Source organism: Brevundimonas diminuta ATCC 11568 (assembly GCF_000204035.1).
Classification (GTDB): domain Bacteria; phylum Pseudomonadota; class Alphaproteobacteria; order Caulobacterales; family Caulobacteraceae; genus Brevundimonas; species Brevundimonas diminuta.
In genome coordinates this window covers 269,451-281,799 of sequence record NZ_GL883086.1, presented here as the reverse complement: position 1 = coordinate 281,799, position 12,349 = coordinate 269,451, and the positions used below count along the sequence as shown (strand labels likewise).

Genomic DNA, 12,349 nt, shown 5'->3' with positions numbered 1-12,349 from the left:
GAAGGACAAGGACATGGATCACGACTTCGCAGGCAAGGTGGCGATCGTCACCGGCGCCGCCTCGGGCATCGGCGCGGCGACGGCCCGCAGGCTCGCGGCCTCGGGCGCGGCGGTCGTGGTCGCCGATTTCAATCATGACGGCGCAGAGGCCATCGCCGCCAAGATCGGTGGAGGCGCTCGCGCCTGGGAGATCGATCTTGGTGACTTCGACGCGATCGAGCGGATGGTTGGCTGGACAGTGAAGACGTTTGGCCGGCTTGATCTGGCCGTGAACAACGCCGGGATCGGCGGCGATTCAAACGGCGTGGTCGAGTATGATCCGAACACGTGGCGCCGGGTGCAGGCCGTCAATCTCGACGCCATATTCGGCTGCATGAAGTATCAGATTCCGGCGATGATCGCGTCCGGCGGGGGCGCCATCGTCAATATGGCCTCCGCCTTGGGGCTCGTCGGCCAACGGAACAACGCGGCCTATATCGCCTCCAAACACGCGATCATCGGCGCCACGAAATCCGCGGCCTTGGATTATTCGGATCGCGGCGTCCGCGTGAATGCGATCGCGCCGGGCTATATCGACACGCCGCTCGTCCGCAGCGTCGTCAGCCAGGAGGAATTCGACGGGATCGTCGCACTCCACCCGATCGGTCGCCTGGGTAAGCCCGAGGAAATCGCCGATGCCGCGGCGTTCCTGCTGTCCGATCACGCCTCGTTCGTTACCGGCGCCGTCCTGGCCGTCGATGGCGGATATACGGCGCAATAGCGCATCGTGACCCTGCCCTGTGAGAGGGTGTTGTGAGAATAAGTTTTGAAGCCTTTACTTGGCCCAAGATTGAATCGGTCGCCGCATAAAAACATGCGAAGGAAATCAGCGCGCGCTAGATCGACCGCGCCTTCGAAACTCGTGCCCAACGCTCAAAATCAACCAACAACGGACATTGCGGCTTTAGCCTGCAGAACCGCTGGGGGGCGCTACAAGACGGCGCCCGATCCGTTATCTTGCCAATGCCAGGGCTACCGCCCCTTGAAGTCGGGCTTCCGCTTTTCGACGAAGGCGGACATGCCCTCCTTCTGATCCTCGAAGGCGAACAGGCTGTGGAACAGGCGGCGCTCGAACCGCACGCCTTCGGTCAGCGTCGTCTCCAGGGCGACGTTGACCATTTCCTTGTTCATCATCACCGCCAGCGGGCTCTGCGACGCGATCTTCGCCGCCGCCGCACTAGCTTTAAAAAGCTGTGTCGAACTCGCCCCGGTCGCGCCGTGGTTTCGGCCAGCAGCCTCGTGCGAATAAGCCGGGCAACCGACGGGAGATCCGGACTTTTGCGCCGCCGTCATGTCCTCACTTTGGTCCAAGGATTTCGGGCTCGGAGACCGCCTCTTGCAGGGACCATCGCTTGAGCCGCCGCCGAAGGCCCCGGCGGACCTGAGGTGTAGCCGGCGCGGAATCGGCCAAGGGCGACGTTCTGACGTTCAAAACACCGGCATCCGCTTCCAAACCGCCTAGCCACGCCTAGACCCCTTGTCGATATCTCCCGGGAGCGTAAATGCGGCGCTTGACAAAACGGACAGTATTGTCCACTTGCGACCCATGTCAGGTCTTCGCAAGGAACGCAGGGATGTCGCCCGCCATCGGGGGGCCATTCTGGATGCGGCGTCACACGTGTTTGCCGAGCAGGGCGTGCATGTTTCGCTGGACGCCGTTGTGGAAGCGGCCGGCGTAGGCCGGGCGACATTGTATCGGCACTTTCCCGACCGCGCCGCGCTGCTGCTGGCGCTGTTCGAGCGGGAGATGGCGGCCGTCAGCCGGGCCAGCGTGGATGTCGAGCCTGGTCAGGCGCTGTTCTCCATGATCGCGCAATCGGGCCGCGCAGCGCGTGAGGCCCCGGCTCTGGCGGAAGCCTGGCGCGCTGTCGCCGCCGACCATCCGCAGTTGCAGGAGCGCCAGCGAGAGTTCGTCAGGCTTTTCGAGGCTCCGCTCGCCGCCGCCCTGAGCGAGGGCGCTGTGCGTCCCGACCTGAAAATCAGCGATGTGCTGGCCGTGATACGAATGGTGATCGCGGCCAGCCGCCAGGAAGATGCGGATGAAGACCAGACAGCGAGCCGCGTGCTCGATCTGGTCCTCAAGGGCATCCTGAGGCGCGATCAATGACCGCAGCCCGGCGCCAGCTCGGCCAGGTCATCGGCGAGGTTCCCGACTGGAAACCTCACGAACGGCCGATGATGCCCGGCTCCCCATCCACCCCTGATTTTTCCAATCCGGTCCGGCTGGGCTACGGCCTAGTCGCCCTGTTGCTCGGGTTCACGGGCGGTCTCGGCACCGCCCTTGTCGCCGTGAATCTGCCCGCGATCCAGGGGGAACTCGGACTCGATCCCGTGCAGGGAGCCTGGCTGAGCACCGTCTATGTGATGTTCAACGTCTCGATGAATCTGTTGGTCATCAAATATCGTCAGCAGTTCGGCCTGACCTCATTCGTGATGGTCTTCCTGTCGATCTACGCCCTCGCCGCCTTCGCCCATCTGGCGACTGACAGCTTCACCGGAGCCCTGGCCGTCCGCGCGCTCAGCGGCGTCGCCGGCGCAGCGCTCGGTGTTCTGGCGGTCTTCTACATGCTGCAGGCGTTTCCGGCCAAGCTGCGCCTGCCGGCTCTGATCCTCGGGATCGGCGTGTCGCAACTGGGAATGCCCCTGGCGCGGATCATCTCGCCTGACCTCCTCGACCTGGGCAACTGGCATGGCCTCTATGTTCTTGAGGCGGGCCTCGCCCTCTCCTGCCTCGCGGCGGTGCGCATCCTTCGGCTCCCTCCGGGCGTTCGTATCCACGCGTTCGAAAGAAGGGACTTTTTCAGCTTCGTCCTGCTGGCGGCCGGCCTGGGACTGATCGTCGCCGTGGCGGGCCTGGGCCGGGTGGAGTGGTGGTTCGAGGCGCCCTGGCTGGGCTGGGCGCTGGCGCTCGCTGTTATTCTGATCGCCGGCGGCGCCGCCTTCGAACACCACCGCGCCAACCCCCTGGTGGACACCCGCTGGCTCTTCACCGGAAGCTTTTTCAGGTTCGCGGTATCGATCCTGCTGGTTCGGGTGCTCCTCAGCGAACAGACGTTTGGTTCCACGGGCCTGCTGCAGACACTGGGCATGGGAGCCGAGCAGTTGCGCCATCTGTATGGCGTCGTTCTGATGGCGACGGTCGCCGGTGTTCTGGTGAGCGCCTTTTCGCTCCTCATTTCGCCCAAGCTGGTCATCATCCAGGTGCTACTGTCGCTGATCCTGATCGCTGTCGGCGCCTTCATGGATGCGGGGGCCACGGCCCAGACCCATCCCGTCAATCTTTATGTCAGCCAGGCCCTGTTGGGCTTCGCCGGAGCCATGTTCATGGGCGCGGCCGTGATCATCGGCGTGGGACAACTTCTGGCGCGAGGCTTTGGCTCGGTCGTCACCTTCGCCGTCATGTTCGGCGTCACCCAGGTGCTGGGCGGGGTGCTGGGAGCCGCCGTGCTTTCAACCTTTCAGGTGATGCGCGCCCAGCATCATGGCGCCTATCTCTCCGAAGCCATCGTCGGCTCTGACCCGCAGGCCGCAGCCCTGCTCCAGACCTACGGCGGCGCCTTCGCCTCCACGGTGGCCGATCGCAGTGCGGCTTCGCTCAATGGCGTCAGCACCCTCGCCCAGCAGGTCACGCAACAGGCCAACATCCTGGCGTTCAACGACGTCTTTTTCGTGATTGGGGTGACGGCTGTGGTGCAGCTCATCGTCTCTCTCGCGCTGGTCGTACGCCAGGCCATCAAGGCCAAGGCCAACCCTCAACCTGCGGGCGACGTCGCCGGCGCCGTCGCCATCTGACGCCCAACTTTTTCGAAGAATTGCCCCCATGACCGACCATGACCCCAAGGACGCGCAACCGGCGCATGCCCGGCAGCCCGAGGACGAAGGCCCGCCCCCTGCGGCCGCGCCGGTCGGGGAGTCCGCGCCCCCCGGAAAGCGAAAGCCCCCCGTCGCCGCCATAGTTACGGCCGTTCTGGCTGTCGCCGCGGTTCTGCTGATTCTGTTCGCCTGGAAGCTGCCGCCGTTCACGTCGTCGATCGAGCGGACCGAGAACGCCAATGTCCGGGGTCAAATCACCGTGATTTCGCCACAGCTGAACGGTTACATCGCAGAGGTCCTGGTGGCGGATTTCCAGCCTGTGGCCGCAGGAACGCCGCTGTTTCGCATCGATGACCGGATCTATCGGCAACGCCTGGAGCAGGCTCGGTCCACATTGGCGGCGCGCGAGGCGGATTTGGCCAATTCGGCCCAGACCGGGGCCTCGCGCAGGGCGACGGTAGGCGCGCGCGACGCTGATATCGCTTCCGCCGAGGCCCAGTTGACCCGGGCTCGAGCCGACATGGTCAGGGTCGCTGACCTCGCGGCCGACGGCTCGGTATCCCTGCGCGAACGCGATCAGGCCGAAGCGACTCTGAAATCCGCCCAGGCGGCCGTGCGCCAGGCCCAGGCCGGTCGCGAGGTCGCGCGGCAGGACGAACGGTCTGTCGGGGTGTCGCGTCACGGCCTCGTTGCGGCCGTCGAGGGTGCGCAGGCTGCGGTGCGCCTGGCCGAGATCGATCTGGCCAATACCGTTATCACTGCGCCCGAAGCTGGCCGTGTCAGCCAGGTGGGGGCCCGCCGCGGCCAGTATGTGACGGCCGGCAGTCAGCTTGTCTCTCTTGTCCCACCTCAGCTTTGGGTGATCGCGAACTTCAAGGAGCGGCAGGCTGGACGGATGGTCGAAGGTCAGGCGGCGACCGTCACCATCGACGCCCTGGGCGACAAGCAATTCCGCGGCAGAATCCAGCAGATTTCTCCAGCGACCGGTTCCGAATTCGCCGTGCTCCAGGCGCAGAATGCGACCGGCAATTTCACCAAGGTGGCCCAGCGACTCCCGGTCCGGATCGCTCTGGATCCAGGACAGGAGGGGCTCCAGCGCCTGCGCCCCGGCATGTCGGTCGTCGCCCGCGTGGACACGGCCGGCGCCGGGGACGCGCAATGATGCGCGGCCTCCTGATCGTCGGCGCGTCGGCCATGGTGATGTCGGGATGCGCCACGGTGGAGCCGACGCAAGCCCCCGTCGAGGCCGCCGTCGCCGCGCCAGAAAGCTGGCGCGCTGAAACGCAGGCAGGCTCTGCGGTCGAGGCGGGCTGGTGGAGCGCCTTTGGCGACGCCGCGCTCACCGCCGCGGTGGACGAGGCGCTGGCGCGCAACACCGATGTCGCCGTCGCCGAGAGCCGGGTCCGCGAGGCCGAGGCTTTCGCCGCCCAGTCGCGCTCGGCCTTGTCGCCGTTGCTGACCGGCTCGGTCGCGGTCCAGAAGGCGCGTGAGTTGAACGCTTTCGGCCAGGCCGCCGAAGCCGCGCTCGCCCAACCCCAGCTCCAGGTCGCCTATGAGATTGACCTGTGGGGGCGCCTGCGCAGCGCCGACGCCGCCGCCCGCGCCTCCCTACAGGCCAGTCGCTTCAGCCGCGACGCGGCGGCCCTGTCCGTAGCGGGCGCCACCGCGCGCGCCTATGTAGCCCTCGTGGCGCTGGACGCCCAGCTCGAGGTCGCCAGCCGCACCCTGGTGTCGCGCGAGGATGCGGTCACGCTGGCCCGGCGGCGAGCGGAGGCCGGCCAGACCTCGCGCCTGGAACTGACCCAGGCCGAAGCCGAATTTCAGGCCGCCGCGCAGCGGATCCCGACCCTGGAACTGGCGATCCGTCGTCAGGAGAATGCTCTCAGGCTGCTGACAGGCGCCCTCCCCGGCCCGATTGCGAGGGGCAGATTCGACGCTCTCATCCTGCCCGACCCGGAACCGGGACTGCCATCGACCCTGCTGGCCCGACGGCCCGATATCGCCCAGGCTGAAGCCCAACTGGTCGCCGCTGACGCCAGCTTTGCGTCTTCGCGCGCCGCCCTGCTGCCCCAGGTGCGGCTGAGCGCTTCGCTGGCCGAACTGTTCGTCGAAGGGCTGGACCCCGTCACGATCTGGAGCGCGGGCGGCAGCGTCCTTGCGCCCCTGTTCGACGGCGGTCGCCTGACCGCCCAGACCGACGCATCCGAAGCCCGGCGCGACCAGGCCGCCCTCGCCTATCGGCGGGTGGTCCTCGGAGCCTTTTCGGAGGTGGAGAACGCCATGGAGGGCGTCGACCGTCTCCAGGCCCAGGCGGACCGCGCCGAAGCGCAACGCCTCGCGCTGAATGAGGCGGTCTTTCACGCCCGCAATCGCTATCGCGCCGGCTACACCTCCTATCTTGAGGAACTTGACGCGCAGCGGGGCCTGTTGACGGCTGAAACGGCGCTCATTCAACTGCGCGAGATGCAGATGACCAACGCCGTCGCCCTCTATCAGGCGTTGGGTGGCGGCTGGACCACCCCTGCGCCCCGGAACGTTCCATGACCACGAGCCTGCTTCCCAAACCCCGCGGCGGACGGGTCGGTCGCGCCGGGACGTTGAGGATTCTCAGGGTCGCGCGGGGCCGTGGTCGCCAGCCGGGGCCCGCCTCCTGCGTGGCTTCCGACCCCGGCCGCCACGTTCCGCGTAGTGAAGGAGCGACGCCATGCCCATGATCCGGACCACGGTCAGTATTCTTGTCGCCGCGACCCTGGCGCTCGCGGGGTGCGCGAGCGGAGCCCGCAGCGATTTCGGCCTGGGCTTTCGCGAAACAGCCATCCCTGTGGGTTTTCCTGGTGTCCGCTTTTCAGTCGAGGACGCGCTTGCGGCCGAAGTCATGGGGCTGCAGCTGAGTGAGGGCGCGCCTCACGGGGCGGATGGGCGGTTCGACCTGATCGCTCTCTCCGGCGGCGGCGCCGCGGGGGCCTATACGGCCGGTCTCGTTAACGGCTGGACCGAACGGGGCGACCGGCCTGACTTCGAAGTGGTGACGGGCGTTTCGACCGGCGCGCTCGCCGCTCCGTTCGTCTTTCTGGGTCCTGACCGGGATGCCGAGTTACGCGAAGCCTATACCGGGGGCCTGGCCGCGAATCTGCTCCAGGGACGAGGCCTCGGCGCGTTCGTCGGATCCGGCATTTATCAAAGCGCGCCCCTTCGCGCCCTGATCGAGACCTATGTCGATGCGGCCATGCTGACGGAGATCGCGGCCGAGCATCGCCGCGGGCGCGTCCTGCTGGTCGCGACCACCGATCTGGACGCCCAACGCGGCGTGGTCTGGAACATGGGCGCGATCGCGGAGCGTGGCGGCCCTGAAGCGCTGGCGCTGTTTCGCGACATTTTGACAGCGTCCGCCAGTATTCCGGGAGCCTTCCCGCCGGTGATGATAAAGGCCCGGGCCTCCGGCGCCCTGGACTCACCGGCTTTCGAGGAGATGCACGTCGACGGCGGCGTCATGAATCCCTTTGTCGCCGTTCCGCAGATGATGTGGAACTGGACGGATCCGAACGGGGTCCTGCGTGGCGCCCGCATCCACATCATAGTCAACGGCAAGGCCGAGCCCGTCGTAAACGTCACGAGCGACGCCGTGGGCAGCGTGCTGGGACGAACGATCGACACGGCGCTCAAGGCCAACCTGCGCGCCAACCTGTTCGCCAACCGCACCTTCGCCGCGCGCAACGGCGTCAGCTTCTCGGTCACCACGATACCCGCGGAGTTCGACGGCGGTGACAGTCTCGACTTCAGCCCGGAAGCGATGCAGCGGGTATACGACCTGGGTCGGGTACGGGCCCTGTCCGGCGAGGCTTGGCGCACGGAACTCAATCTGGCTGCGGATTGACGACATTCGGTCGGTTGAAACGCTGAGGCGGCCGCTCGCTCGCCGCTGTCCGCCTGTTCGCTGCTGCGGTTGATCCGGTCGACCCGTTGTTTGGGCAAGACGTAACCTGTCCACACACGCGAGCGGCGCTGAAAGCCGACCGTTTAATGCAGCCGCCCGCGCCGCTTTTCCGACGACTTGGGCAGCGCATCAACGCGGTGATCGGGGGGCGCGGATTCGTTCCACATAGCGGTGACGTCATGCAATATTTGGACGACGCGTAGTGGGCCCGTATCGAGCCGCTGCTGCCGGGAAAGTCGGATCCCGGTCGGACGGGGTCCGATAATCGGCTGTTCGTAAATGGAGTGCTATGGGTGCCGCGGTCCTGCGCTCACTGGCAGGACCTTCTCGAGCGCTACGGCAAGTGGGAGGCGGCGCACAAGCGCTTCAGCCGCTGGGCGGCAGGCTCCTCCCTCAGGAAATGGTCCAGTAAGGCGAGCGTGATCCGGATCGCCTCGCCCTGGATCATCGGGTCGCTTGATTCCGCCGCCCCTCGCGTCCGGCCTCCGAAGACGGCGTGGTCGGCGCCGTCGAACACGATCAGCCTGCGGAAGGCGCGCTTCAGCGCGCCGTAAGGCTCCTGGCGAAAGGCGTCTACGGGGCTCGTGCAGGACCTGCTCGCTCGGCCAACGCGAAGCGATCGTCGTCGCGTCGTTGTCGAGGAACAGAAGGCCATCCCCCGCAGAATCGACCAGCCCCGGGGTCAAGCCGACGACGCGGTAGTCATCTTTGGCGAGCCGGACGGCGGCGCCCAGCGGCAGCCCGATGCTGCGTCGGCGATCGCTTCGAAATGACCGGTCTCAGGACGGCGGCCATCGCTCAGCTCAACCCAGGCGACCAGGTCCTACGAATGACCGCGCCGCCCCTGCTTCGCGTGGGCGACCGCGCGCTACTATCCCCGCGGCGAGACCGTTGTTCGGGCGCTAGACGGCGTCTCGCCGGAGGCCCAAGCCGGCAAACTCGTCGGCATCTCCGGGCCGAGCGGCTCAAGCAAGAGCACGCTGCTTCTGATTCGCGGCCTGCTCGAGCCGCCCAGCCGTGGCGAGATCCACATCCCGCGGCGAGCTGGTCTCGAACCCTGCGGTCGATCTCGACCGGCTAGGCGGGTTTCGTCGGGGCCATATCGGCTTCGTGTTCCAGAAGGCGAACCTCATTCCCTCCCTCACCACCGCCGCGAAACTCGCCATCTCGCTCGAGATCGCCGACATCGCGCCTCCGGCCGCACGGCTACGCCGTGGAATTGCTTCGCACGCTCGGCCTGGGCCATCGTCTCGACAACCGCCCGGCCAAACTTTCGGGCGGCGAACAACAGCGCGTGGCCATCGCGTGCGCGGGCGCCAGGTGATGGAACTGTTTCGCCGCACGCCGTGGAGCGCAACGCGTGCGTCATGGTCGTGACCCACGATCCCGCTCGCTGGATATGTTCGTTCGGTCCTTGGCTTTCGGAAAGCACGAATCGTCTCTGAAACTACGGGAGGAGCCGGTACCGACCCGAGGCGATCACCGAATAGTCGTCCCTTGCACACTTTGACGGCGGCGGACGCCGGGTTCGCGCAGGAGCCCCGTTCGTCGAGCGACTCAGGGCTTTTCAGTCATGGCGCCGAGCAGACCGGTCAAAGTCGTGCGGAGCCTTTCCAGATCCGTGACGGGCATGGCCAGCTTATCGGCGAGCGCCCTCGGCACGCTCTTTGCCGGAGCCCTAAGCGCCTCGCCCGGCTCCGTCAGGGTAACCAGCACCCGCCGTTCGTCCGAGGCGTCGCGTTTGCGAGCCACCAGACCCGCAGCCTCCATCCGCTTCAGCAGCGGCGTCAATGTACCGGTTTCTAAGTGAAGCTGCTCCCCCACTTCACCGACAGTGCAGGGGGATTTCTCCCACAGCACCATCATGACGAGATACTGCGGATAGGTGAGTCCGAGCGCGTCGAGGAGCGGCCGGTAAAGCCGGGTGATCAGGTTCGAGGCTGCGTAGAGCGGAAAGCAGACCTGCCTGTCGAGCCTCAACACATCGTCTTCGGTCATGCTCTCTCCTCCGCGCCCATCAGTGGGTCGTGACGGTAATGTCGACGTCGATGTTCCCTTTGATCGCGTTCGAGTAAGGGCAGGCGGAATGCGCGGCCTGGACGATCTGTTCAGCGGTCGCCTGATCCAGACCGCCAATATCGACGGCCATGGCGACGGTGAGGACGAAACCGCCAGCGCCGTTGGGTTGCATGCCCACGGTCGCCTCGACGATTACGTCCTTATCGCCAACCCGGGCGTTCCTGCTGCGCGAAACGTGGATGACCGCATTTTCAAAGCAGGCGGCATAACCAGCCGCGAAAAGCTGCTCGGGATTGGTCGCGCCGCCGTTGCCGCCCAGCGCTGTCGGCAAGGCCAATTGAACGTCGAGCAGACCATCGTCGGTCCGAACGGATCCGTGACGGCCGCCGACCGCGACGGCCTTGGTGCTATAGAGGGTGGTCATGGAAAGTCTCCTTGGTACCGGGGCGATGGGCCCGTAAAGGAGCGGGCCCATAGCCATTAGATTGTGCGCAATATTATAGCAAGCAATATATATTTCTTCCAGATAGGGACCTTCTCAGGCCGCCTGGCGCTCGGACTGCCGACCGGCCTAGCTGGGCTCGGTGTTTCCCATAGTTGAAATAAGCTGACGGGCGAGCTTGGCTCCGTAGTTCCCCGGGCCGTCCTGGAGCTCGTGATGCGTCGGTTTCCACAGACACTCCCCCAGGGGCCGTCCCATCCTCTCGAGCGGACCGAAGTCGGCTACGCGCATGTGCGGCGACGGATCTCGGAACGGACGGACGTAGTCGGACCAAGCCTGCAGGACAAAGCGCCGCTTCTGGAAAGCTTCACGGCGACGATGGCCAATCTGATTTCGTCGCCAAAGGCGTGGGCTATGCATTGCTCGATCCCCGCAACCGATCTCCAACACATGGATCGCGGCCCGATATCCCAATCTTAGGGGCCCCCACCTCTTTGCCTTGCCCACCAACATCCATTTAGCGGCAGAACGGCTCCGCTTGACCGTAACGATGACGGGTGTTGTTCTTGCCCAGTGGGAAGGCTGCTCAAACAACTCCCCCAGGGCACCCCGGCCTGTGATGTAAAGTCCGGGAAGCATAGCTTCACCTTGGTCGCCAAACCTGATCGCCTGGACGAGTCCGGCGCTTAGTGCGTGAAGCCGTAGACCAAGCAGGCCAGGACTTCATCGGTTACACGACCAGTGACTGACACCAGGGTTACAGCCAGATGTTCGTTTTGCCGCTCGACGTGGCGCCCTGCTGAGGGGGTTAAGGGAGCTTAGTGGGCTCGGTCGGAGTTTTCGGCGGATAGGTTCTGGAGTCAGCTACAATCGACGGCGAGCAGCGCGAGCACGCGAACTTGCGGGCCTGACCTCGCACATCGAAAACCGCCAAATTGCCTCCGCGTCGCCTTTGATCCTCCCTCGTTTCAGTGGACACCCATGCTAGCTTTTCGAAGCTGGAGAGGAGTGTCTGATGAGTATTCAACGCCGGGTGTTTCCGGAATCGTTCAAGCGGGAGGCCGTTGATCGGGTCGCCAACAGTGGATTGAGCGCCGGGGCGGTGGCCCGCGAGCTGGGGCTGCATGAGACGGTGCTGCGTCGGTGGATGACGCAGTTTGGGGTGCAGGCGACGGGGACGCCGCGGCGACCCACAACGCAGGCGTCGTCCCCGTCGCCGTCGGATCTGGCCGCAGAGGTGGCTCGGTTGCGGCGGGAGAATGGTCAGCTCCGGATGGAGCGGGACATATTAAAAAAAGCCGCGCTCATCTTCGGAGCGACCTCCCGATGAAGTTCGGGTTCGTCGATGGGCATCGTCAGGTCTGGCCGGTTCGCGTGATGTGCGCGGTCCTCGGTTTGTCGGCCAGCGGATACTACGCCTGGCGTGGTCGGCCCGAGAGCGCGAGGTCTGTCGCCAACCGCGAACTGACCGAGGACATCCGGCTGATCCATGCCGAGAGCAGCGGCTGCTACGGTTCACCCCGCGTCCACGCCACCCTGCGTCGGCATGGGCGACGGGTCGGTCGATCCCGTGTGGAGCGGCTCATGCGCCGTGCCGGCCTGCGAGGGCTGGCCGCCCTGCCACGTCGGGCCAGGACGACGAACAGCCGTCACGGCTATCCGATCGCGCCCAACAGGCTGGCCCGGAACTTCGAGGCGGCGGTGCCCAACCAGATCTGGCTTGCCGACCTGACCTACATTCCGACCGGTGAAGGCTGGCTCTACCTCGCCGCCATCCTCGACATGCACACCCGCAAGATCGTCGGTTGGTCCATGCGCCAGACCCTGCACACCGAGATTGCCCTGGACGCCCTCAACATGGCGGTCGAGCGCCAGCGTCCTGCACCGGGCCTGATCCATCATTCCGACCGGGGAATCCAATACGCAGCCGAGGCCTATCGATCAGCGCTGGCCCGATCCGGCATCACCCCGTCCATGAGCCGCAAGGGCGACTGCTGGGACAACGCCCCCATGGAGAGCTTCTTCCACACCCTCAAAACCGAGCGCGTCCATCACCGCGTCTACGCCACCCGCGACCAGGCGCGGCGAGACCTGTTCGGATA

9 protein-coding genes and 2 pseudogenes are annotated in these 12,349 nt (G+C 65.8%); 8 read left to right on the top strand and 3 right to left on the bottom strand.

Going from position 1 to position 12,349, the window contains the following annotated elements:
* The first annotated feature begins 13 nt into the window (after positions 1-13).
* On the top strand, positions 14-760 hold the full coding sequence (locus BDIM_RS05230) for an SDR family NAD(P)-dependent oxidoreductase (protein ID WP_050796781.1): 747 nt from the start codon (positions 14-16) through the stop codon (positions 758-760).
* 251 nt (positions 761-1,011) lie between these two features.
* On the opposite strand, the pseudogene BDIM_RS17105 reads toward BDIM_RS05230, so the two are convergent.
* Positions 1,012-1,215: pseudogene (locus BDIM_RS17105) on the bottom strand (enoyl-CoA hydratase-related protein); the annotation flags it as partial.
* 370 nt (positions 1,216-1,585) lie between these two features.
* On the opposite strand from BDIM_RS17105, the gene BDIM_RS05225 reads away from it, so the two are divergent.
* From BDIM_RS05225 to BDIM_RS18400, 6 genes and pseudogenes are all read left to right on the top strand, one after another.
* Positions 1,586-2,146 (top strand): TetR/AcrR family transcriptional regulator, encoded by a 561-nt coding sequence (locus BDIM_RS05225; RefSeq protein ID WP_040345091.1) that lies wholly within the window; start codon positions 1,586-1,588, stop codon positions 2,144-2,146.
* A complete protein-coding gene (locus BDIM_RS05220; RefSeq protein WP_003170307.1) occupies positions 2,143-3,831 on the top strand; it encodes an MFS transporter in 1,689 nt (562 codons plus the stop codon). Before BDIM_RS05225 ends, BDIM_RS05220 begins: the two co-directional genes overlap by 4 nt.
* A 28-nt stretch (positions 3,832-3,859) precedes the next feature.
* The gene (locus tag BDIM_RS05215; RefSeq protein ID WP_040345090.1) at positions 3,860-5,014 is read left to right on the top strand and encodes an HlyD family secretion protein; all 1,155 of its coding nucleotides are present in this window, start codon (positions 3,860-3,862) and stop codon (positions 5,012-5,014) included.
* Positions 5,011-6,396: an efflux transporter outer membrane subunit gene (locus BDIM_RS05210; protein ID WP_003164524.1), complete on the top strand. Its 1,386-nt coding sequence runs from the start codon at positions 5,011-5,013 to the stop codon at positions 6,394-6,396. The genes BDIM_RS05215 and BDIM_RS05210 overlap by 4 nt, the downstream gene beginning before the upstream one ends.
* Positions 6,397-6,562: 166 nt before the next feature.
* Positions 6,563-7,726: a patatin-like phospholipase family protein gene (locus tag BDIM_RS05205; RefSeq protein ID WP_248601204.1), complete on the top strand. Its 1,164-nt coding sequence runs from the start codon at positions 6,563-6,565 to the stop codon at positions 7,724-7,726.
* A gap of 272 nt (positions 7,727-7,998) precedes the next feature.
* A pseudogene (locus BDIM_RS18400) lies at positions 7,999-8,166 on the top strand (transposase); the annotation flags it as partial.
* A 1,177-nt stretch (positions 8,167-9,343) separates the two neighbouring features.
* On the opposite strand, the gene BDIM_RS05190 reads toward BDIM_RS18400, so the two are convergent.
* Together BDIM_RS05190 and BDIM_RS05185 are read right to left on the bottom strand one after the other, a co-directional pair.
* Positions 9,344-9,784: a MarR family winged helix-turn-helix transcriptional regulator gene (locus BDIM_RS05190; protein ID WP_003164519.1), complete on the bottom strand. Its 441-nt coding sequence runs from the start codon at positions 9,782-9,784 to the stop codon at positions 9,344-9,346.
* A 19-nt stretch (positions 9,785-9,803) separates the two neighbouring features.
* Entirely contained in the window at positions 9,804-10,229 is a 426-nt protein-coding gene (locus BDIM_RS05185; RefSeq protein WP_003164518.1) for an organic hydroperoxide resistance protein, read from the bottom strand.
* 1,033 nt (positions 10,230-11,262) lie between these two features.
* Between BDIM_RS05185 and BDIM_RS05175 the strand changes: the two genes are divergently transcribed.
* Positions 11,263-12,349 (top strand): IS3 family transposase gene (locus BDIM_RS05175; RefSeq protein WP_155818677.1). Its coding sequence is split into 2 segments (ribosomal slippage), with 1,088 coding nucleotides annotated over them: positions 11,263-11,536 and positions 11,536-12,349; the frame shifts between segments, so codons are not numbered across the junction. This gene is flagged as partial in the annotation.